The 21622-nt window shown below is 49.3% G+C and carries 20 protein-coding genes; 7 read left to right on the top strand and 13 right to left on the bottom strand.

The features are described from left to right. Window positions 1-7 precede the first annotated feature (7 nt). Together AC5YB1_RS04445 and AC5YB1_RS04450 are read right to left on the bottom strand one after the other, a co-directional pair. On the bottom strand, window positions 8-496 hold the full coding sequence (locus AC5YB1_RS04445; RefSeq protein ID WP_494520876.1) for a cytochrome c3 family protein: 489 nt from the start codon (window positions 494-496) through the stop codon (window positions 8-10). 108 nt (window positions 497-604) lie between these two features. Next, complete coding sequence (locus AC5YB1_RS04450; protein ID WP_494520877.1) at window positions 605-1114, bottom strand: DUF2726 domain-containing protein; 510 nt, start codon at window positions 1112-1114, stop codon at window positions 605-607. A gap of 382 nt (window positions 1115-1496) precedes the next feature. Here AC5YB1_RS04450 and AC5YB1_RS04455 point away from each other — a divergent pair, with 382 nt between their 5' ends. The 6 genes from AC5YB1_RS04455 (at window position 1497) to AC5YB1_RS04480 (ending at window position 7435) form a co-directional block, all read left to right on the top strand. Continuing rightward, window positions 1497-2474, top strand: coding sequence for a LysR family transcriptional regulator (locus tag AC5YB1_RS04455; RefSeq protein WP_494520878.1), 978 nt, complete (start codon window positions 1497-1499; stop codon window positions 2472-2474). A 488-nt stretch (window positions 2475-2962) separates the two neighbouring features. Then, complete coding sequence (gene mpl, locus AC5YB1_RS04460) at window positions 2963-4333, top strand: UDP-N-acetylmuramate:L-alanyl-gamma-D-glutamyl-meso-diaminopimelate ligase (protein WP_494520879.1); 1371 nt, start codon at window positions 2963-2965, stop codon at window positions 4331-4333. A gap of 85 nt (window positions 4334-4418) precedes the next feature. Then, the gene (locus AC5YB1_RS04465; protein ID WP_110455876.1) at window positions 4419-5078 is read left to right on the top strand and encodes a flavin prenyltransferase UbiX; all 660 of its coding nucleotides are present in this window, start codon (window positions 4419-4421) and stop codon (window positions 5076-5078) included. Window positions 5079-5096: 18 nt separating this feature from the next. Further along, complete coding sequence (hpt, locus tag AC5YB1_RS04470; protein ID WP_475514892.1) at window positions 5097-5627, top strand: hypoxanthine phosphoribosyltransferase; 531 nt, start codon at window positions 5097-5099, stop codon at window positions 5625-5627. 84 nt (window positions 5628-5711) lie between these two features. Further along, window positions 5712-6650 carry an ABC transporter ATP-binding protein gene (locus AC5YB1_RS04475; RefSeq protein WP_475514891.1) on the top strand — a complete coding sequence of 313 codons (939 nt, stop codon included), beginning with the start codon at window positions 5712-5714 and terminating at the stop codon, window positions 6648-6650. 14 nt (window positions 6651-6664) lie between these two features. Further along, window positions 6665-7435 (top strand): ABC transporter permease, encoded by a 771-nt coding sequence (locus tag AC5YB1_RS04480; protein ID WP_475517048.1) that lies wholly within the window; start codon window positions 6665-6667, stop codon window positions 7433-7435. Between the two features lie 38 nt (window positions 7436-7473). Here the strand turns inward: AC5YB1_RS04480 and AC5YB1_RS04485 are convergent, their stop codons facing one another. The 11 genes from AC5YB1_RS04485 to sfsA all read right to left on the bottom strand — a co-directional run bounded on the left by AC5YB1_RS04485 (window position 7474) and on the right by sfsA (window position 20103). Next, window positions 7474-7800, bottom strand: coding sequence for a DUF4144 family protein (locus AC5YB1_RS04485; protein WP_494520880.1), 327 nt, complete (start codon window positions 7798-7800; stop codon window positions 7474-7476). A gap of 83 nt (window positions 7801-7883) precedes the next feature. Further along, the gene (locus AC5YB1_RS04490) at window positions 7884-8429 is read right to left on the bottom strand and encodes a DUF4124 domain-containing protein (protein ID WP_494520881.1); all 546 of its coding nucleotides are present in this window, start codon (window positions 8427-8429) and stop codon (window positions 7884-7886) included. A 322-nt stretch (window positions 8430-8751) separates the two neighbouring features. After that, window positions 8752-11556 (bottom strand): FAD-binding and (Fe-S)-binding domain-containing protein, encoded by a 2805-nt coding sequence (locus AC5YB1_RS04495; RefSeq protein ID WP_494520882.1) that lies wholly within the window; start codon window positions 11554-11556, stop codon window positions 8752-8754. Between the two features lie 69 nt (window positions 11557-11625). Then, window positions 11626-13269: an L-lactate permease gene (locus tag AC5YB1_RS04500; RefSeq protein ID WP_475514887.1), complete on the bottom strand. Its 1644-nt coding sequence runs from the start codon at window positions 13267-13269 to the stop codon at window positions 11626-11628. 801 nt (window positions 13270-14070) lie between these two features. Next, window positions 14071-14919, bottom strand: a complete 849-nt coding sequence (panC, locus tag AC5YB1_RS04505) for a pantoate--beta-alanine ligase (RefSeq protein WP_494520883.1) — start codon at window positions 14917-14919, stop codon at window positions 14071-14073. A gap of 31 nt (window positions 14920-14950) precedes the next feature. Beyond that, window positions 14951-15745 (bottom strand): 3-methyl-2-oxobutanoate hydroxymethyltransferase, encoded by a 795-nt coding sequence (gene panB, locus AC5YB1_RS04510; protein ID WP_475514885.1) that lies wholly within the window; start codon window positions 15743-15745, stop codon window positions 14951-14953. A gap of 79 nt (window positions 15746-15824) precedes the next feature. Then, the gene (gene folK / locus AC5YB1_RS04515; RefSeq protein WP_475514884.1) at window positions 15825-16313 is read right to left on the bottom strand and encodes a 2-amino-4-hydroxy-6-hydroxymethyldihydropteridine diphosphokinase; all 489 of its coding nucleotides are present in this window, start codon (window positions 16311-16313) and stop codon (window positions 15825-15827) included. Then, the gene (gene pcnB / locus AC5YB1_RS04520) at window positions 16313-17716 is read right to left on the bottom strand and encodes a polynucleotide adenylyltransferase PcnB (protein ID WP_475514883.1); all 1404 of its coding nucleotides are present in this window, start codon (window positions 17714-17716) and stop codon (window positions 16313-16315) included. The genes folK and pcnB overlap by 1 nt, the downstream gene beginning before the upstream one ends. A 111-nt stretch (window positions 17717-17827) precedes the next feature. Further along, window positions 17828-18715, bottom strand: coding sequence for a tRNA glutamyl-Q(34) synthetase GluQRS (gene gluQRS / locus AC5YB1_RS04525; RefSeq protein WP_494521579.1), 888 nt, complete (start codon window positions 18713-18715; stop codon window positions 17828-17830). Window positions 18716-18793: 78 nt separating this feature from the next. Beyond that, entirely contained in the window at window positions 18794-19237 is a 444-nt protein-coding gene (gene dksA, locus AC5YB1_RS04530; RefSeq protein ID WP_110455887.1) for an RNA polymerase-binding protein DksA, read from the bottom strand. 161 nt (window positions 19238-19398) lie between these two features. Then, the gene (gene sfsA / locus AC5YB1_RS04535) at window positions 19399-20103 is read right to left on the bottom strand and encodes a DNA/RNA nuclease SfsA (protein ID WP_494520884.1); all 705 of its coding nucleotides are present in this window, start codon (window positions 20101-20103) and stop codon (window positions 19399-19401) included. A gap of 239 nt (window positions 20104-20342) precedes the next feature. Here sfsA and pepB point away from each other — a divergent pair, with 239 nt between their 5' ends. Continuing rightward, window positions 20343-21620 (top strand): aminopeptidase PepB, encoded by a 1278-nt coding sequence (gene pepB / locus AC5YB1_RS04540; RefSeq protein WP_494520885.1) that lies wholly within the window; start codon window positions 20343-20345, stop codon window positions 21618-21620. Window positions 21621-21622: the final 2 nt, after the last annotated feature.

Raw genomic sequence — 21622 nt, forward strand, 5'->3', positions numbered from 1 at the left:
ATGCCTCCTATGGATTGACCTTATGGCAGGTGACACATAACTGGCTATGTTGCTGACGGTTTAACGACAACATAGGATCTGATTCTGGGTGAAGCTGGTGGCATTGAGCGCAACTGACCCGCACAGCATGGACGTTGTGAGTCCAGTCGGCAGCCGCCAAGGTTTCATTATCATGACAGGTAAGACACATCGTCGCTTGTTGCTGGGCTGATTGTGGGCTGTCGATGCCAAATTGGTTGATGATAGAGCCTTTTTTAGGATGACTGCCTTTTTCACCGTGGCAGTCTTGGCACTGGATGGCTAGGCCAGAATTGCCATGCAGGCCGAGCATTTGGCCATTACGTTTATGGCATTTGAGGCAGGTATCGCTGTTGGTTGTGGTCGTGTTGGCCTGGGCGGTATCGGCACTAACGCTGGTAATGGGCAGGACACAGCAAATTAATGCGGCGGCGCTAAATGTAAGCAGTATCGAGATGTAACGGCTGATGTGGCACATACCGTATCCTTACACCTTAGGGTGAGCATGACCTCGGGCGGAGGAGAGAGCGCCAAAGTATCGGGTTGACGCTCGGTTGGGCAATAATAGCTAAGATAACGTTAACCATTAGGCGGCAAGCGCATTGCGCAGCAGTATTTCATCACACTGCTTATGTTTATCTAACTTGATAAATTGCACACCAATGTAATCTAAACATTTTTCGATAAACTTAATCTGTTCTGGTGAGCTGCTATTAGGATCGCTCATCACCAGTTTAACCGCCGAAGACTCGTTGTCGACGACCACATAATCTAGGTGGCAATGTTCCATAAAGTCTTGCACCTCTTCGTGGTTTCTGACTGAATCATCAATATCAACCACGTTAACCAGAGACGCCCCGTACAGCACATCGTAGCGATTGCTCGCGATCGATTTTAAGCTTTTGAGAAACTGCATAGACTCTTGGTCAAGCAGATGAGGTTTAATGCTAACGGCCGCATCAACCATCTGTACATCACTTGATCTAAAGAATTTAATGCACGTCATTACGAAGGTCACGATAACGAGAGGCACAATAATAAATAAAACAAAGTACATAAATGCATAACTTAAAATAACGGTAGCGGTGGCGTTCATGATAAACCTCCAAGGGTGCTTAGCTTTTTAACTTTCCATTTAATTATTACCCTATGAGCAATATTTACAATAATTATTGAAATCAAATTATTAAAAGTTAGCGCATGATCTGATAGTTAATTTCTATTATTTCAACTTATAGATTATCGTGAGGTGGATATGCCAATCTCAATTAGTGCATATCTATTGTTTAGCGGTGACGTTGATTTTTAGTCTTTTAAAATTAGCGTCTTATGTTTTCATTGTAAATGCATGAAATATAAAAATATGATCTATGTCTGATTTAATTAATGTATGAATTACCCATAATGTTATTGTCGAATGTAGGTTATTAACTATACTTTGATTTGGTGTATTTTAAATCGGTAGAGGTATTTTTAAAATGAAAAATATAACTCTAGATAGTTTAGATATGCTCAGCGCCAATATATTAGTTAATTTGTATGAAAAGCATTCTGCCTCGTCAGTAGCCATCGATATGAATATACCTGCCCCTAAGGTCAGTCGTTGTTTGCAGCATGCACGGATGATGTTTAATGATCCGCTTTTTATTAGAAAAAAACATGGTCTCGAGCCCAACGAATTTACCCGCCAGTTATATCCTATTGTGAAAGAGTTGGTGCAATGCTCTGAGCATCTTTATCAATTGAATCAGATTAATGCGGCTGAATCACAGGTGGCCATGGTGATCTATGTTAGCGATCTCTTAATTGCCCATTTTCCTCAGCAGCTGAGCGCGGCCATTAATGAAGAGCACCTGCCGATAAGTTTTGAACTGCGCAGTGGCTCAGAATCGGTATTAGATGACACCGCCAACGGCCTTATCGATATGGCGATTGTGAGTGAGTCTAATGCCAGTGCGCTACAACAAGATCAACGACTTAGTGTTATGCCGCTGAAACCATTATCCCACCTGTATCTTTTATGCGGCCTAGATCACCCCATATTACAGCAGGAGATCAGCCTGGCCAATATTGCAAGTTACCCTTATTTAAGCGCATTTAATCAGATAGATAAGGCTGAGCTTGATCCTTTTGAGGCCTATTGCCGTCAGCATAAACGCGCGTGTCATCTTGCACCACGTGACAATATGCAAACCAGCCTAGGGTTTCATGATCTCTACCGTTATTTAGCCGATAACAAAACCCTCAGCATAGTGCCTTACAACAGGGTGTATGAGCAAAGCCACCTACTACCGGGATTGCATGTGTGCTGTTTGTCGGCCGTTGACACCGAGCAACTGTATGTTGCTCAGTCTCGGCCAAGATTATACCTGCTCACTGCCAAACATCACCCTAGTACCCATATGGATTGGCTTAAGCGGACAGTGGTTGCCCTGATTAATCAGGAAGTACATTAATTTGCGGTCTTACGACCGAGGTAAGTCGTGGGTTTCCTACCCACACCCGGGCAAGAGGGGGGATCAACTGCAATCCCCCTCTTGCATCTCCCCATGCCGCCCCAGACGAAGTTGTTCTTCCTACGCGGCTATTTGAAAATAACTGACGCTTCCGATGGCACATCCATTCTTTTTAAGGGAAAGCCGAAAGCTAGCCGGGTATCCAAGCCCAGACTTACGCCATTTATTCCAACGCCTTTCGGCAACTTCGATGGGGAATTTTGTAGCCACAACACGAGTTTGGTGATATCAAAATTTAATATGGATTTATTGTTGATGTGGTTATGCGGCCGTAAGGCCGCACTCTCGGCGCTAGCCATTCAAACGCAGTTTGAAACAACTCTCCTGGTCGCAAGACCACACGCCCTAAATTTAAACCATTGTTAACTGACAATGGCATCCCAAATCGTTAGAATACCAGCTGATTATTCCTCATCAGAGCCAACCCCATGCATGTACACATCTTAGGCATTTGCGGCACCTTTATGGGTGGCCTCGCACTCCTTGCCAGAGCCAATGGCCATAAGGTTACTGGCAGCGATGCCAACGTTTATCCGCCTATGAGCACTCAGCTCGAACAGCAGGGCATTGAACTTATCCAAGGTTTTGATCCTAGTCAGCTTGGGCACAGTGAAGATGATGCACCCGATATCGTGGTGATTGGCAATGCCATGAGCCGGGGCAATCCGTGTGTGGAGGCGGTGCTTAATCGCGGTTTGAAATACACCTCGGGGCCGCAGTTTTTAGCCGAACATATTTTGCCGGGGCGTTGGGTATTGGCGGTATCGGGCACCCATGGTAAAACCTCGACCGCTAGTATGATGGCGTGGATCTTACAAGAGTGTGGCTACGAGCCGGGCTTCTTAATTGGCGGCGTGCCGCAAAACTTTGGTGTATCGGCGCGTTTGGGTGGCTCGCCTTTTTTTGTGGTCGAAGCCGATGAATATGACAGCGCCTTTTTCGATAAGCGCTCTAAGTTTGTCCACTACCAACCGCGCACCTTAGTGATCAATAATCTTGAATTTGATCACGCCGATATTTTTGATGACTTAAAAGCGATCCAGCGTCAGTTTAATCACGTAATACGTACCGTGCCGGGCCAAGGCAAAATCATCTGGCCAAGCGACAGCGCCGCGGTGCGTGAGGTGATCGATATGGGCTGCTGGAGTGAGCAGGAAACCTACAGTGTTAATTCGGTCGATACTGGTTGGCATACCGAGCTGCAACGCGATGATGGTCACCGATTCGAGCTGTTTTTCGAGGGAGAATCCCAAGGCATCTTAGATTGGCAGTTGATTGGGCAGCATAATGTTGAAAACGCCACCATGGCGATTGCGGCGGCGCGCCATGTGGGCGTAAAACCGCAAGCGGCTATCGAGGCGCTTGAAAAGTTCGCTCCGCCTAAGCGCCGTATGGAGCTGATTGGCAGGGTGAATGACATAGACATCTTTGATGATTTTGCCCATCATCCCACGGCGATCGCCACCACCTTGCAAGGTTGCCGGGCGAAAGTGGGCGAGGGACGTATCCTAGTGGTGTTAGAGCCCCGTTCGAACACCATGAAACGTGGCGTACATAAAGACACCTTAGCGACGTCGATGGCGCTGGCCGATGCGGCGTTTTTATATCAGGCCGATAATATCGATTGGGATGTTGAGGCGGCGATGGCTAAGGCGGCATTGCCTGTGGCGGTACTGTATCAAATAGAGGATGTGGTCGAGGCGGTGGCGAGTGAAGCCAAACCCGGTGACACCATTATAGTGATGAGCAACGGCGGCTTCGGCGGCCTGCATGGCAAGTTACTTGAAGAGTTAAGTTAAGCGATACGTAACGCTAGTGGCGTTTGAGTGCTGAATTCGATCACCGCCGACGACTATTCGAGTTACCGCTGTTAAAGAGAGTGTTATGAATTATCCAAGAAAGGCCAAGGCGATCAGTTTAGCGTGGACGGGTGCCTCGGGTGCGCCCTATGGGCTTAAGTTACTCGAATGTTTGCTGGTGGCCGACTACCAAGTGTTTTTGATGATCTCCAGTGCGGCGCGGGTGGTGCTGGCGACCGAACATGGCTTGCAGCTCAGTGCCAATGGCGATAAAGCCAAGGCGCAGTTGCTGGCGTTGTTTGCGGAAAATGGCGTTGATATTCATGGTGAACTGCATGTGCTGGGCAAAGAGGAGTGGTTTTCGCCCCCGGCATCTGGCTCGGCTGCGCCTAAGCAGATGGTGATCTGCCCTTGCAGTACGGGCACTTTAGCGGCCGTGGCAACGGGGATGAGCAACAGTTTGCTCGAGCGTGCCGCCGATGTGGTAATAAAAGAGCGTGGTCAGTTGATCTTAGTGCCAAGGGAAACTCCTTTTAGCAGCATACACTTAGAGCATATGTTATCGCTGTCTAAGCTGGGGGCGACCATCATGCCTGCGGCGCCGGGCTTTTATCATGATCCCAAATCGGTACAAGATCTGGTAGACTTCATGGTCGCCCGGATCTTAGACCATCTGGGCGTAGACCACGCGTTAACTAAGCGTTGGGGCTATGATAAGCACAGTGCCAGCAATAGCGACAATTAAGACAATTTTGAGAGTAGTATGAAACACACCACCGAAGTGATGATCTCGGCTGATGAGATTGAGCAACAACTGGATATCCTTGCAGACCAAATTAATGCCCATTACGCCGACAGTGAGCGTCTATTAATGGTGGGTTTGCTAAAAGGGTCTGTGGTCTTTATGGCGGATCTGTGTCGCCGTATTAAGGGTCATGTGGAGATCGATTTTATGTCGGTATCTAGCTATGGCAATGCCATGACCAGTTCACGGGATGTGAAGATCCTTAAAGATGTACAGTCAGATATTGAAGGTCGCGATGTATTGATCGTCGAAGATCTTATCGACTCTGGTAATACCTTAAATAAGGTCCGCGAATTGTTACTGCTGCGCGCACCTAAGAGCCTAGCACTTTGTACCCTACTGGATAAGCCAGAGCGCCGCGAAGTGGAAGTGCCGGTCGACTTTATCGGCTTTACCATTCCTGATGAGTTTATTGTCGGTTATGGTATCGATTACGCTGAGCAATATCGTAATCTGCCTTATATTGCTAAAGTGGTGCCGCTCGATTAATCGCACGAACGGATACGATTGCAAACTCCTGCCCTGTGCGGGAGTTTTTGTTTGGTGTTTAATGCAACATTACGGAAGTTACTCATGAGCAATGAGCCATATGCGTTAGTTATCGACTCGCTGAGAAAAACCTACAAGGGCGGCGTCGAAGCAGTAAAAGGGATAAGCCTTAAGGTAAAGGCGGGGGACTTTTTTGCGCTACTGGGCCCCAACGGGGCGGGTAAGTCGACCACCATCGGCATTATCTGTTCTTTAGTGCAAAAAAGCTCGGGTAAGGTAAAGGTGTTTGAGCATGATATCGATACTCAGCTTGAATTAGCCAAGATGTCGATAGGCTTAGTGCCTCAGGAGTTTAACTTTAACCAGTTTGAAACCGTGCAGCAGATTGTGATCAATCAGGCCGGTTATTTTGGCGTGTCACGTGAAGTGGCGCTTGAGCGTGCCAAGAAGTACCTTAGTCAGTTGGATCTGTGGGAAAAGCGCAATAGCCCAGCCCGCGCCTTGTCGGGTGGCATGAAGCGCCGCTTGATGATTGCGCGCGCCCTAATGCATGAGCCTAAATTGTTGATCCTCGATGAGCCGACCGCTGGGGTTGATATTGAGCTACGTCGCTCGATGTGGACTTTTTTGACTGAGCTTAATCAGCAAGGCGTGACCATTATTTTAACCACGCATTACCTTGAAGAGGCGGAAATGCTGTGCCGCAATATCGGCATTATCGACAAAGGGGTGTTGGTGGAGTGCACCAGCATGAAGTCCTTGCTGAGCCGCTTAAACATGGAAACCTTTGTGTTTGATCTGCGCGACAACCTCGACACCTTGCCGCAGCTTGACGGCATCAATTGTCGCTTAGTCGACCCGCATACCCTAGAGGTGGACGTGGAGAAGGCGCACAGTATCAATAGTGTATTTGCGCAATTAAGCGCGCAGCAGATCCAAGTGTTGTCGATGCGTAATAAGGCCAATCGCTTAGAGGAGTTATTTGTGGAGTTGGTTGAACAAGGTAAAGGAGCGGCAAAATGAGTGCAGGATTAAGCATGAAACAGGTCTACTTTACCGCCTTTAAGAGTATCTTGATTAAAGAGATCACCCGTTTTACTCGCATCTGGGTACAAACCTTAGTGCCGCCGGCGATCTCTATGACTCTGTACTTCCTTATTTTTGGTAACTTAGTCGGTAAGCGCATCGGTGAGATGGGCGGTGTCTCTTATATGGAGTTTATCGCGCCAGGGTTGATCATGATGTCGGTCATTACCGCATCTTATTCTAATGTGGCCTCATCGTTTTTTAGCGCTAAATTTCAGCGTAACCTCGAAGAGTTGATAGTGGCGCCCGTACCCCATTATGTGATGATTGCCGGTTACGTGGGCGGTGGCGTGGCACGCGGTTTATGTGTGGGCACGATTGTCACCTTAGTGGCGATGTTCTTTGTCGACATTAGCCTGCACCATGCTGGGCTGGTAGCGGTGACAGTGTTGCTAACGGCCATCTTGTTCGCGCTAGGTGGGCTGATAAACGCGGTCTTTGCTAAGACCTACGACGACATTAGCATAGTGCCCACATTTGTGCTGACTCCGCTGACCTATCTGGGCGGCGTGTTCTACTCTTTGACCTTGCTTCCTGACTTTTGGCAGGGGGTGTCGCAGCTCAACCCTGTGGTCTATATGATCAACGTCTTCCGCTATGGTTTCTTGGGTTATGCCGATATCAGCATTCCCCTGTCGATTGCGATTATGGTGGGGTTCTGTAGTGCCCTATGGGCCGTTGCTTACTACCTGATCAGCCGTGGTATTGGCTTAAGAAGCTAATGCATCAAATAGCAGTGCGTTGGTGAGTTGCCGAGGCACTAGCGCTCTTCTAAATACTTCAGTATCTCAAACACACGGCTAATATTATTTGCCCCCAGCTTGGCGGTGCAGCAGTGACCATTTTGGCTGGCATGCAAGCGCACCCAGTCGACAATGCTCGCTAAGCTGTGGGGCGTACTCAAATGAAATTCCCCCGCAGCCGTTAAGGGCTGGGCTTGCCAGCGATAACTCTGGCCTTGGCTGTCGATAATCACCACCGACGTCGCATCGAGCAAGGGCAGCTCATCGTGCCATTGCTCTATATCTTCAATTAGTTGAATTTGATTATCGTCTGGGTGTTTAACCAATATGGGCCAATGGAGCATGGTTTACCTTTTTGGGCTGAGGTGAGTGGAGAGGGCGCTCTCAATGGCGTCACTTGCTGTGAGCCGATGCATAATGTTGTCACTTAAGGGTTGGCGTTCAGGGGATGAGTGACCGTTTGCGTCGCCTTATTCTCTGTCGATTGGGCTTCGATTTTGGTTTGGTGCTGGGTCAGTAACTTGATTGAGGCTAAATTCATGTCGATCAACCCATCAAAATGGGCGTTCATCTCTTGTAGCTGGGCTAAAAATTCAGGGTCGTCTTTGGCCTGTTTTTGCCAGTAGCGTTTACGATCGATTTTTTGTCGTTCACTGGCGCGCAAGATATCGTAGTAGCTGTTTTCCTGTTTAAGGCGATAGAGTTCGCTATCGATAAGTTGTAATAGCTTATCTTTAGAAATGGTGTTTTGTTTGAGTAACGCCTGTAGCGGATCGAGGGTTTTATGCCTGGTGTCTGAGCTGGTTTCTGTAATGACACCTAGCTGATAGGTCAGCTTATGTTGATTAAAGTCTTTTGGGCAGGAGATTTGACTAAAGACGATCTTATCGTCTTTTATACATTTATAAATACTGGTGGCGTGTGCAGGCTGGGCAAGAACCAGTAATGCTGCCACAAATAACAATTTTCCCATTTGGCGATATATCCTCTATCTGCCACCGATCAAATGTAGCTTGCCATGCCTCTCATGCATGATCTAAGCGCTGCCACATCTCAATTCAAGCATTTAACCCTCACACTATGGCGTAAGTTAGCGTCGAAAACCAGTGTTTCATCTGTTAATAAGTTATGAAGTTGATATTGTGGCGATGTTCGCGCGACTTATTATGAATGATGGTGATAGGGCAATGTGCCCCTTGTTTGGCAGACATAAAAAACCGCGATGTAAAGACTTACATCGCGGAGTTTGCTTGGGTGTGGTTATCTAAAACCTAAACCGTCTTGAGTCGTTATGATTAACGGCTACACTCTTCTAGCAGATAGGCCAAGTGACGATAAGAGATCCCGCTGTGATGTGACAGACCCACTTCACACATACGGTTGGCGTAGTAGCCCTCTTTAATATCGACAGGGATCAGCTTTTTGATGTTGCGCAGCGCACTGGCGTTCATCTCTGGCTTGTATAAGCCTTTCTCACCGGCATAACCACAACACTCGATACCTTCGGGCAACTTAACTCCCATGCTACAGGCGTCGGCCAAGGCTTGCATCTTAGGCTCAAGCTTCATCTTACGTGCGCTACAGCCAAAGTGCAGGGCGATGTTAACCTTCTTGGTGAAGGTGAGCTTAGGCAAGATCTTGTCGTGCATAAATTCGACGAGATCGGTGATCTCCACTTTTGGGTTACCCGTTAAGGTGCGGTAAGTACAAGAGAGTGCATCAACCACCACGGGCACTTTACCGTTATCACTCAATGCGCTCAGGGCATCGATCAGCTCATCGCGTTTGGCATCGGCATTTTTAAAGTCACCTTTTGACTCCCACATCTGGCCGCAGCACAGGTGACGGGTATTGTCTGGAGTGACCACGTTATAGCCGGCGCGCTCAAGCAGAGTGACGACGACATCCGGTAGGGTGCGATTGTCAGGATCGAGCGGCGTTGGGCCAAAGGTGCGACCGCCACAAGCGGGGAAGTAGACAATAGTTTCTTTATCTGGCGATGCCGGCGATGGCGTAGGCAGATTGGCGCCCTTAGCAAAGTCTGGGTTCCAGTAAGGTACCTCTTTAGACACCATACGACCCATCTTCATCAGGCCGTTGGTCACGTTGTCACCCGCCACTTTGTGGATGATGTTGAGTACATTGAAGCCGGTGCTGATCGCTTGGTTAACCACGCCAAAATGTTTGGCTTGGAAGTCCAGTACCTTCTGCTCGGTAGTGGTGATATAAGGCGTACGCAGCTTACGCACTAGGTTGCCCATACTGTTATCAACGGGGCAGGCAATGGTACACAGCTGACAAGCGGCGCAGGTATCAACTACGTCATACTTGGCCGCAGCACGCATCTCCTCGGCCGCTTGTTTATCGCCAGATTGTTCAAGGCGAGCAATTTCACGCAAGGTGGCGATACGCTGACGCGGCGTAAAGTTAAGTGCCGAGGTGGGGCAGGTTTTTTCACAGAAACCACACTCGATACACTTATCGACAAAATCATCGACCACAGGGCAAGGCTTGATGTTTTTAACGTGCACATTGGCATCATCATTGAGGATCACACCTGGGTTAAGTAGCCCTTGTGGATCGAAAATGTGCTTGATGCGCTTCATCAAGGTGTAAGCGTCGGCGCCCCATTCCATCTCAACAAAGGGGGCGACCGCACGACCTGTACCGTGCTCGGCTTTCATCGAACCGTCGTATTTGTCGATAACCATCTCGGCCACATCTTGCATAAAGGCGTGGAAGCGATTGATATCCTCTTGTGAAGCAAAGGTAGGCGTAATGATGAAGTGGAAGTTACCCGCTAGCGCGTGACCATAGATCACCCCTTCAGGGTAATTATGCTTGTGAAACAGCTCGGTCAGATCTTTAGCAACATTCGCGAGGTGCTCTACCTCAACAGCGATATCTTCGATGATAACCGACGTGCCTTTAGGACGTTCACCGCCAATAATGGGGAACAGTCCTGAACGCATCGCCCAGTATTGACCAAACACGGCAGGATCGTCGGTGAAGGTGATTGGGCGTTCAGTTTCAATGTGCGCCAGTTTGCCGATCACATCTTTGGTATAGTGCTCAAGGGTCTGTTTATCATTCGAGCGACACTCGATAAGCAAAATCGCCGCATTTTCTGGCAGATCGCTGAGCCATTCGGGCATACCGGTTTTTCCGGTGACCGCTTTAATCGATGCCCAGTCTAACAGTTCAGCCGCGGCAACGCTTTCGCCATTGATCGGTGGGATCGCACTGGCTGCATCTTCCATATTGAAGAAGACCGCCATGGCTGAGGCTTTAAACTTCGCTTCATCAACCGTGTTATAGGTGACCTCTTCAACGAACGCGAGTGTACCTTCAGAACCAACAATCAAGTGATTGATCAGATCGAATGGATCGCTAAAGTCGACTAAGGCATTGATGCTGTAACCGGTAGTGTTTTTAATTGAGAATTTTTTACGAATACGATTAGCGAGCACTTCGTTGCTGCGGGTCATGGTGCCCAGCTCAACGAGCGCATCAAGCAGCGCTTTATTGTTTTCACTAAAGGCGGCCTTGGACTTTTCACAACCGGTATCGAGCTCTGAGCCGTCGGCAAACAGCAGCTTGGCCGATGCAATCGTTTGGTAACTGTTCTGCGCAGTGCCGCAACACATACCAGAGGCATTATTTGCCACGATACCGCCAATTTTACATGAGGTCAGTGTCGCAGGATCTGGGCCAATCTTCTTGCTAAATGGCTTGAGCGCCAAGTTGGCATCGGCGCCGACAACGGCCACCCCAAGTGAAACCTGTTTACTGTCGGCACTGACTTCAATTTTGCGAAAACCATCGTGGCCCAAGATCAATAAAATACCTTCGCCGATAGCTTGGCCCGATAGGCTGGTGCCCGCGGCGCGAAAGGTGACTGGGGCTTGATGCTGGCGAGCAACTTCTAAAGTGAGTTTGGCATCTGCTAATGTTTCGGCATGAACAACCACTTCAGGCACAATACGGAAGTAACTCGCGTCTGTTGACCAAGCAAAACGACGCACTGCATCGTCGGTAACGGCATCTTGGCCAAGCTTGGCTCTTAAGTCTGCGACAACAGCTGAATAGTTAATCGACATAACATTACTCTTTATTTATAACGGGTAAAAGGCGAGCAATCACTTGCTCGCCCACCTGATAATTGATGTTTAGAAACCACCCCAAAGGGTCGCAATCGTACCAGCGACTAAGGCATAACCCAGTGCGATAGGCATGGTTTTACGAATGATTTCCGACTCTCTACCAGCCATACCAACAACGGTTGCTGCCGCGACCACGTTCATCACACACATCATGTTGCCTGCGTTAGCCCCTATGCCTTGTAGGGCCAGTACCATCGCATGGTTCATGCCAATGTTATCGGCGACGCTGTACTGCAAGCCAGAGAACATCATGTTAGAGAAGGTGGCAGAACCAGACAGGAAGGCACCAAAAATACCCACGATAGGTGACATCCAAGCCCATACCGCACCCATTGAGCCTGCTAGCATATCGGCCAGTGCTACTGGCATAGATTCTAGACCTGAGTCGTTGGCGCCAGAGTTAAGGAAGATTTTCACCATAGGCACAGAGGCGCCGAGTGAAATGATCGTCGGTAACATAGAGCTGCACGACACAGTGATCGATTGCTTAATGGCAGAGGACTTCATCTTAAACAGCACGAAGCCTAATAGGCACACCAAGATAAAAAACGCGCCAGGGGCGTATAAAGTGGCGAAGCCAGCTTTAAGCTCGGTGCCCATGAGACCCGTCCAGCTGATGTTATAGCTGACCAGCCAAGCTTTAACTGGTGCGACAGTACGCGATACAACCAGCAGAGCCGCCATAATGATGTACGGCGTCCAAGCTGCAACTTGTGAGAACTGCACCTTAGTTTCAACTTTGTTGGTGTCTTGACTGTCATTTTCAGCAAAGTCGTTCCATGGCGTTTTTGGCAGTAAGTAGCCTTTACGCGCCACCGGAATAACCAGTGCCATACCCACAAGCGCACCGATAACCGATGGGAACTCAGGACCAGCGAAGAAGTTAATTAACCAAGCTGGAATGGTAAACGCGAAGCCAGCAAATAGGGCAAACTTCCAAATCTGCAGCCCTTCTTTAAATGACTTGTTACGACCAAAGAAGCCAGTGAGTACCGAAACCAACACTAATGGGATGAGGGTACCAGTGATCAAATCGATAGTGATCATGTGCATGGCGATGAACTGGGCATAGTCTGCGAAGTGACCGCCATGTTCGGCAATCTGTTCAGCTGCCATACTGACGCCGCCTGACATTAAGCCTTGTTCCATACCAAACAGTACAGGTAAGCCGATAGCACCAAACGACACACTGGTGGAGTCGGCAATTAGCGCAACTACCGCCGAAGCAATCGGTGGCACGCCCAGTAATACTAGCAAGGGAGCACCGATAGCCGCAGGTGTACCGAAACCCGCTGAACCTTCAATAAACGAGCCAAATAGCCAGCAGATGATGATCACCTGTACTCGCGCATCGCCGCTGATATTAGTAAAACCGGCACGAATGGTATCCATCGCGCCGGAATATTTTAAGGTGTTAAGCAGGAACACCGCACCGAAAATAATACTCAGTGGGGTCAGCGCCGATAACAAGCCTTCGACGACTGATGCACCTAGAATGGTGGTATCCATTTGCCAAATAAAGACGGCGGCTAAACCTGTCATGACCATGGAGATGGGCATGGCGCGTGAAGCTGGCATCCGTAGAAGTACCAAAAATAGCATAACGCTGATCACAGGCGTTAAACTGGCGAGTAGCTGAAGTAGGGTCATGATTGCCTCTTACTGTCGTAACTGTGTTATTGCTAACTTTTATATTAGATATATTAGAGCTGACTTCTAAAGGTGCAGCGCTGCCTTGTGGATCATCAGTGATTTTAGCTCACTCGATTAATCTTAGGTGCGTACTAAACGCTAATTCAATAAAAGCCAATATGATCTAGATCATATTGTGTCGATTACTTTAGTCTAGGTTAGATGGCTGTGAGGTACATCCGACGCGCCTAAATTAGGCTGTGATTAATATCACATTTAGTGGGGGCTTGTTTATAACAAATTAGCGGTTAATGGCATTTTATTAGCGGTAAATAGTGTTTGAGCTGGTTTTTTAAGCGAAATGTGTCGTATAAATGCAAATATCTGATCCAATAATTTCATTTTTGGATGATTCGAGGAATAAAGCAACATCGGCGTGTGGTGATCTGGGTCACACTGTGGTTTTTTTGTTGTCAATTGTTTTTAGATTGTTGTATTTAATTTTATTTTAATTCAACACATTAGCCTATAAATCATCTGTAACTAGTGATGATGACATTATCAAAGCAGGCTCTACTGAAGACTGGCGTTAGCGATGAAAAGTGAGCAATCAGGTGATTTAATTTCTCAGCTTAGCCTGCAAGTGTCATCCGGTTATTTATGATGAGATGGTATTTTTTATCATATCAATCGGTAATAAAGCGATGTTCTATCGCTCTGTTTTGATGGTTTATTAGACGGTTGGACGTCAGGGTGACGTTAGGGTGAGGCGTTATCGCCGCACCCTAAGCTTTTGTTACCGGCGCAGGAGGCTGTGAATTAATTGCGCGTGAAACAGAGGTTGTCGATAAGGCGAGTGCTGCCCATATACGCCGCGGCTAAGATCACCAACTGCTTATCATCAGCGCCAATGGGATGTAGATTGGTTGCATTACGTACGCTTAAGTAATCGATCTTAAAGCCAGCTTGAGTCAGTTGCAGAGTCGCCTCATTCGCTGCCTGTTCCACAGCTTGTCCTTGGGATATGGCCTCAGCCATGGCGTCCATTGTCCGTTTTAATGCAGCGGCTTGCTGTTTTTGTTCAGCGCTTAAATAGCCATTGCGTGAGCTCATGGCCAATCCCGATGGCTCGCGTATGGTGTCGATACCGACGATCTCAATGGGCAGTGACAGATCTTCAACCATGGTTTTTATCACCATCAACTGTTGAAAGTCTTTATTGCCAAAGACGGCGATATCGGGCTGAACGATATTAAACAGCTTGCACACTATGGTGGCGACGCCGCGAAAATGGCCGGGACGACTGGCACCACACAGTTCATCAGAGATCTTGGGGACTTCGACAAAGGTCTGCAACTCCATTCCCTTGGGATAGATGATGGCAGGTGTGGGGGTAAACAACAGTTCGGCGCCAGCCTCTACTAAGGCAGCCTGATCGGCGGCTAAGGTGCGAGGATAGGCATCGAGATCTTCGTTTTGGCCAAATTGCAGCGGGTTAACAAAGATAGAGACCACAACATGGTCGGCGCGCTGAGCCGCTTCCTTTACTAAGGTCATATGACCTAAGTGCAAATTGCCCATGGTAGGCACAAAGGCCACGGTTTCGCCTTGGCGTTTCCAAAGACGAATTTGCTCTCTGACTTGAGCGATATCTTGGGTGGTAAACATCTAACGACTACCTGTATTAATGCCTTTAGAGTTAGCTAAAGGTATGTTCGCTGCTAGGGAAAGTGCCGTTAGCCACTTCGTCGATATAGGCGCGAATAGCGCTACGAATTTCGCCCGTTTGTGCCAAATAGTTCTTCGAAAAGCGTGGAATATAGCCGCTGGAGATCCCCAGTACATCGTGCATCACCAATATTTGTCCATCGGTGTCAGCACCTGCGCCAATACCAATAACGGGAATGGTCAGTGCTTCGGTAATCGTTTTCGCCAATGCAACAGGAATGCATTCTAATACCAGTAGCTGGGCACCAGCAGCTTGTAGTGCTTTGGCTTCATCTAAGATGCGCTGGGCGTTACTGGCATCGCGTCCTTGTACCTTAAAGCCGCCAAAGACGTGCACCGACTGTGGTGTAAGGCCTAAGTGAGCACAAACAGGAATACCGCGCTCGGTCAGCTTAGTCACGGTTTCTAGCAGCCAATGGCCACCCTCAACCTTGACCATGTTGGCACCTGCCTGCATCAGCGTCGTGGCGTTAGTCATGGCTTGTTCTGGAGTGGCATAGCTCATAAAAGGCATGTCGGCGATCAATAACGCGCGCTTAATACCGCGGCGCACACAGCGTGTGTGGTAGGCAATATCTTCAACACTCACGGGCAGGGTATCATCATGACCTTGCAACACCATTCCCATGGAGTCGCCGACCAGTAATACATCGATCCCTTCACTGTCGAAAGCCGCCGCAAAGCTGGCATCGTAGGCGGTTAATGCGGTGAATTTTTTTCCTTCTTGCTTAAATTTCAGCAAGGTAGCGCTCGTTATTTTGGACATAATGATGGTCTTAAATCTAATGAATAAAAGGATTCAATATCCACAGTAGTGTGCTTTATATGCTAACTGTGGCTTAAGTTCAATGATCTGGGCCGAGTTGTTGCACTTCAGCTAAGAGGGTGTCATCAATTAAGCTGGCCACGGCGGTACCACAAGGCAGCACCAACTCAGGCGCAAGATCGTGTAACGGGACTAACACAAAGCTGCGTTGTTTCATGCCGTAGTGGGGTACCGTCAGTCGTGGTAGGTCAATCTGTTGCTCGCCATAGAGCAGCAGATCTAAGTCTAAGGTGCGTGCGCCCCAGCGGATATGACGGACTCGCCCCTGCTGTTGTTCGATAGCCTGTAAGGCATCAAGAAGCGCGATAGGGCTCAAAGCGGTGTTGAAGCACGCTACGGCGTTAAGGTAATCGGGCTGGGGGATATCCCCCATGGCGGCGCTAGCGTAATAGGGCGAAACCGCCACTTGACCGTCACTTGCTAGGGCTTTAAGGGCGATGCAAGCTTGGTCAAGTTGAGCTTTAGGGGACGCTAAGTTGGCCCCCAAGGCGATATAGACGCGAGTCATTATTCTGCTGGTTTAACCGGTTTCTTTGGGCTACGGCGACGACGATTAGTGTTGCGATGCTTGCCACCTTTATGGGTGCTGCGCGCAATCACACTACGTTGTTCTTCGCTGCCTTCAACAAAGCTTTTCCACCAGGCTGCCGATTTAGCGATGCTGCCACCTTCGGCTTCAGCACGCAGCAGCAGTAAGTCATAAGCGGCGCGGAACTTAGGATGTTCGATAAACTTAAAGGCACGAGTGCCTTGATTACGATCGAAACGCAGTTGCAGCTGCCAAATGTCTTTCGCTGGGGTGCTAAAGCGGCGCGGAATACTAATGGTGCGGCATTGCTGCTCCATCACATCGCCCATGGCGGCATAAAAGGCATCATAGGTGGTGAGACCGCTTTCTAAAGCGATATCATCGGCGCGCTGACTCAGCGGATACCAGAGCATGGCCGCGTAGAAGAAGGCTGGGGTCACCGACTTGTCGGCGTTGACCCTATCATCTGTGTTTCGCATGATGGCTTCTATCATCTTAGTGGCAGGCCCTTGTGGATCTTCCACCAGAATCTGTTCAACTAAGGGGAATAACGGCTTAAATAAACCAAATTCGCGCATCATGTGATAGTTATCTTGGGCGTGACCGTGGAAGAAGAGTTTCAGTACTTCTTCATACATGCGCGCCGCGGGAATATCTTTCAGTAGCGGGGCCAATTCATAGATAGGGTCGGCTGCGGCGCTGTCGATCGTCATGCCCAGCTTGGTGGCAAAACGCACTGCGCGCAGCATGCGCACCGGATCTTCACGGTAGCGTTTTTGCGGGTCGCCAATCAGGCGTAGGGTGCGCGATTGCAAGTCTTGCAAGCCGCCGCCATAACTGTGAATAGAGAAGTCACTGATATCGTAATAGAGGGCGTTGACGGTAAAATCACGGCGCTCGGCATCTTCATCTATGCTGCCATAGACGTTATCACGCAGCAGACGACCTTCAGCATTGGTTTTGGAGATCTGTTCGGTACTGTCGACATGGTGGCCACGTAAGGTGGCGACTTCAATGACATCGCGGCCAAACACGATATGGGCTAGACGGAATCTGCGGCCGACTAAGCGGCAGTTACGAAACAGCTTTTTAATCTCTTCAGGGGTGGCATTGGTGACGACATCAAAGTCTTTCGGCTCTAAGCCTAATAAAATGTCGCGCACGCCGCCGCCCACCAAGTAGGCCTTAAAGCCTGCCTTGTGCAATCGGTAGAGTACCTTTATAGCGTTTTCGCTAATCTGCTTGCGTGAAATAGCGTGGTGCTTTCTCGCAACGATCTCCAAGCTTAGTCCCGCTTGTGTGGTTTCTGTGGTGTTTTGATTGTCGTCAAAAAGCTGTTTACAGAATTGACTAATACGGCGAAAAATAGGACACCTCAACATGCATCTGGATATCAGGGTTAAAATAAGGCCGCTATCATAACTTAATTATGGCTTAAAGAGTATACCCGCGGCGTTTGCGGCGTATTGCCGGTGTGATGTCGCGCGTCAGGTTTACCCACCTTGAGCGCCCGGCAGTAAAATCTCAGTTTGTTTGGGGATCCGTGTCATATCGAATTGGCTCACCGCTTGGGCGAGCATCTTATCCACATCGTCCACTTCACATTGCGCTTGGCCTAAAAACACCAGCGCCGCATTGATACTGGCCTGAGGCGCGCGGGTGTCGATGGCGGGGGCATGATTTTGCTTTGACAGTTTTCGCCCCGGTTCGGCGCAGGCCAGTGGCAGATGCAGCCAGTCGGGTGTGGGGTGATCTAATAAGCTGTACAGGGTACTTTGGCGCGCACTAGAGGTTAATAGATCGCTGCCGCGAACCACCTCGGTAATGCCTTGTAAGGCATCGTCCATCACTACGGCTAACTGATAGGCCATCAGGCCATCGCGGCGTTTAATAATAAAGTCTTCGCCAGCAAAGTCAGCGTCGACATGGATATCGCCAAGTAACTGATCATAAAACTGCGTCACGGGGTGAGTATTACAAATGCGGATAGCGCCTTGGTCATGACGCGGTGTGCGCCGCGCGCAGCGGCCATCATAGGCTGCACCCATGGCTTGAATTTGCTTGCGAGTACATTGACAGTAATAGGCTTTGTTGTGGCTCAACAGTTGCTGTAACTGCGCCTCGTAGGCGTCCAGTCGTGAACTTTGATACAGCACGCTGCCATCCCAGTGTAAGCCGTAAGCTTCAAGGGTATGTAAGATCTGTTGGCTCGCGCCGGGCACTTCTCGTGGGGGATCGATATCTTCAATGCGCACCAACCATTGACCCTGCTGAGTACGAGCGCGCAAATAACTGCCAAGTGCGGCAATCAGCGAGCCAAAATGAAGTGGACCAGAGGGGGAGGGGGCGAATCGACCTATGTAGGTGTTAAGATGCACTATGCAGCCTTTGCACTGAGTCAATTTAACTTAAGAAAGAGACAAAAAAGCGGGGATAATCCCCGCTCATCTTAAGTCAGATTAACCTGCCATCTGCTTTTCTTTGATCTCGGCGAGCGTCTTACAGTCGATGCACTGATCGGCTGTTGGACGCGCTTCGAGTCGGCGGATACCAATTTCGATACCGCAAGAGTCACAGAAACCGAAATCATCTTCTTCGATTTTTTGTAACGTCTTTTCAATCTTCTTAATCAGCTTGCGCTCTCTATCACGTGCACGAAGCTCTAAGCTGAACTCTTCTTCCTGAGCTGCACGATCGACAGGATCTGGGAAGTTCGCGGCTTCGTCTTGCATATGAGTCAGGGTGCGATCCACTTCTTCACGAAGTTGGCCACGCCACGCATCGAGAATTTTTTTGAAGTGATTCAGTTGAGCGTCATTCATGTACTCCTCACCGGGTTTCTCCTGGTAAGGATCGACTCCTGCGATAGCGAGTACGCCAAGTTTTTTAGTGCCTTCAGGCATAACGCATCTCCTGTTAATCATTTGCGTTGTAGGGCGGCTGTCATTTAAAGGCCGATATCTATATCAGAAACCTATTTGCCACGCAAATTTTTTGTGCCGTAAAGTTCGATATTTTTCGACTATGTCCTCTATTTGCTTTTTATTCAACTTTTAACGGTGATTTATACGCTAACAGGGCAGGATTTAGCCAAGTGCAGTCCTTCGGTGGACATCTCGGTGCAATAGGCCAAGATTTCAACCCCTGCCTGATGAGCCTGACTCAGCAGCTGGGCGTAATCGGGGTCGATATGCTGGGCCGCGCTGACCCTATCAATGCCGCTGTGTTGCACCACAAATAGCAGTACGGCGCGATGACCTAAACGAACCATCTCGATTAACTCGCGCAGGTGTTTTTGGCCACGAATACTGACGGCATCAGGAAAATAACCTTGTTGCTGCTCTAGTAATGTACAACTTTTGACTTCTATATAGCAGCGGCCTAAGTTGGTGTCCTCAAGCAGCAGATCGATGCGGCTGTTTTCACTGCCATATTTGACTTCACGGCGTAACTCGCCATAGCCTTGCAGCTCAGTGATAACCCCGTCATTTATCGCCTCGGCGGCCAGTGCGTTGGCACGGCCGGTGTTAATGCCAATAAGGTGGCCGGCATCGGTTTGCGCCAATTCCCAAGTATTAGGGTATTTACGTTTAGGGTTATCTGAGGTGGAAAACCACACCTTTTCGCCAGGAAACAGACAGTTGCGCATCGAGCCCGTGTTAGGACAATGGATGGTGATCTGTGAGCCATCGCACAGCTCAATGTCGGCCAAGAAGCGTTTATAACGTTTGATTAAGGTGCCCTGTTGAAGCGGGGGGCTAAAAAGCATTATCTGACCTTATCCATTAAGCATCGGGGCGCAAAGTCTATCAAAGCAGGTCGATGGCGACTATGGCTTTTATTTTTATCGTGGCTTGGCATTAACGTCAGAAATGTCACATATTGCATAATCGATGAAGGCCGATATCGGTATTAGAAACCCGATGCCATTTGTGGTTATACTGGGCGAAAATGACGGCGGTGAACATAACATCTCGTCGATAAACCCAGTCGTAACAAGGAATAATAATGAGCGATACGATGAAGATCTACCTGACCAACGATGCCCCAGCAGCCCATTGGGGCAGCGCCGATGTCACCTTTAGCCAAGGGCAAGCCCATATCCATCTGCAGGCGGGCGATCAGCTGCGCCAAGTACAGCAAGCGGCCCGAAAACTACGTGGCCAAGGGGTAGCGGCGGTGCAGTTGTGTGGCGACGACTGGGATCTCAATAGTCAGTGGGCGTTCGCGCAAGGGTTTGCCACCGCCAAAGGGGCGGGTGAGATCCTCTGGAGTGGCGATGCAACCATGCAAGCGGCGCTACATGATCGCCGTGATAGCGCTAGTTTTGCCCGCTATTTAATTAATGAAACCCCAGAAAACTTAGCACCAGTGACGCTAGCAACTGAAGCGGCTCAATGGTTAACCCAGGTAGGCGGCGATAAGGTGAGTTACCGCATCATCGAAGGTGAAGCACTTTTGCAACACAAGTGGATAGGTATTCATGCCGTGGGCCGGGGCAGTGAGCGCCCGCCCGCCTTACTTGAGCTGGACTTTAATCCCTTGGATGCCGATGCCCCAGTGTCGGCAGCATTAGTGGGTAAAGGGATCACCTTCGATTCAGGGGGCTACAGTATTAAAGCCTCAGAAGGGATGCTGGGCATGAAGTGCGATATGGGCGGCGCGGCCACGGTTACGGCAGCATTGGGGCTGGCGATTAAATCTGGGCTGAATAAGCGGGTAAAATTGTTTCTCTGCTGCGCCGAGAATTTGATCAGCGGTCACGCCTACAAGTTAGGCGATATTTTGACGTACAAAAATGGCGTCTCGGTAGAAGTGGTCAACACCGATGCCGAGGGGCGTTTGGTGCTGGCTGACGGCCTGCAAGCGGCCAGTGAAACCGGCGCGCCTCTAATTATCGATGCCGCCACGCTTACGGGCGCAGCGGTCATGGCGGTCGGCAGCAACTACAATGCGATTTTCTCCCCTAATAGTGATCTGTTGGCACAGACGCAAACTAAGGCATCGACAGTGGCGGAGCGAGTGTGGCCGCTACCGTTAGATCCCTGGCATAAAGAGATGTGTCCATCTGCCTATGCCGATACTGCTAACAGCCGTCCTATGAAAGGGGGGGGCGCTGGCGGTGCATCCAATGCGGCGGGTTTCTTGTGGCGATTTGTATCGCCAGAGGCCAAATGGTTGCATGTGGATTTGGCTGCGGCCTTTGCCGATAGCGCCAATGAGCTATGGGCGGCGGGCGCGACGACCCACGGCATGCTCACCATTGCAGCGTTATTAGAAGATTAATG

This window comes from Shewanella sp. 433 (genome assembly GCF_059338565.1).

Coding starts and splice junctions, on each gene's coding strand:
- AC5YB1_RS04445 (WP_494520876.1), bottom strand. CDS start 496: ATGTGCCACATCAGCCGTTACATCTCGATACTGCTTACATTTAGCGCC.
- AC5YB1_RS04450 (WP_494520877.1), bottom strand. CDS start 1,114: ATGAACGCCACCGCTACCGTTATTTTAAGTTATGCATTTATGTACTTT.
- AC5YB1_RS04455 (WP_494520878.1), top strand. CDS start 1,497: ATGAAAAATATAACTCTAGATAGTTTAGATATGCTCAGCGCCAATATA.
- mpl (WP_494520879.1), top strand. CDS start 2,963: ATGCATGTACACATCTTAGGCATTTGCGGCACCTTTATGGGTGGCCTC.
- AC5YB1_RS04465 (WP_110455876.1), top strand. CDS start 4,419: ATGAATTATCCAAGAAAGGCCAAGGCGATCAGTTTAGCGTGGACGGGT.
- hpt (WP_475514892.1), top strand. CDS start 5,097: ATGAAACACACCACCGAAGTGATGATCTCGGCTGATGAGATTGAGCAA.
- AC5YB1_RS04475 (WP_475514891.1), top strand. CDS start 5,712: ATGAGCAATGAGCCATATGCGTTAGTTATCGACTCGCTGAGAAAAACC.
- AC5YB1_RS04480 (WP_475517048.1), top strand. CDS start 6,665: ATGAAACAGGTCTACTTTACCGCCTTTAAGAGTATCTTGATTAAAGAG.
- AC5YB1_RS04485 (WP_494520880.1), bottom strand. CDS start 7,800: ATGCTCCATTGGCCCATATTGGTTAAACACCCAGACGATAATCAAATT.
- AC5YB1_RS04490 (WP_494520881.1), bottom strand. CDS start 8,429: ATGGGAAAATTGTTATTTGTGGCAGCATTACTGGTTCTTGCCCAGCCT.
- AC5YB1_RS04495 (WP_494520882.1), bottom strand. CDS start 11,556: ATGTCGATTAACTATTCAGCTGTTGTCGCAGACTTAAGAGCCAAGCTT.
- AC5YB1_RS04500 (WP_475514887.1), bottom strand. CDS start 13,269: ATGACCCTACTTCAGCTACTCGCCAGTTTAACGCCTGTGATCAGCGTT.
- panC (WP_494520883.1), bottom strand. CDS start 14,919: ATGTTTACCACCCAAGATATCGCTCAAGTCAGAGAGCAAATTCGTCTT.
- panB (WP_475514885.1), bottom strand. CDS start 15,745: ATGTCCAAAATAACGAGCGCTACCTTGCTGAAATTTAAGCAAGAAGGA.
- folK (WP_475514884.1), bottom strand. CDS start 16,313: ATGACTCGCGTCTATATCGCCTTGGGGGCCAACTTAGCGTCCCCTAAA.
- pcnB (WP_475514883.1), bottom strand. CDS start 17,716: ATGTTGAGGTGTCCTATTTTTCGCCGTATTAGTCAATTCTGTAAACAG.
- dksA (WP_110455887.1), bottom strand. CDS start 19,237: ATGCCTGAAGGCACTAAAAAACTTGGCGTACTCGCTATCGCAGGAGTC.
- sfsA (WP_494520884.1), bottom strand. CDS start 20,103: ATGCTTTTTAGCCCCCCGCTTCAACAGGGCACCTTAATCAAACGTTAT.
- pepB (WP_494520885.1), top strand. CDS start 20,343: ATGAGCGATACGATGAAGATCTACCTGACCAACGATGCCCCAGCAGCC.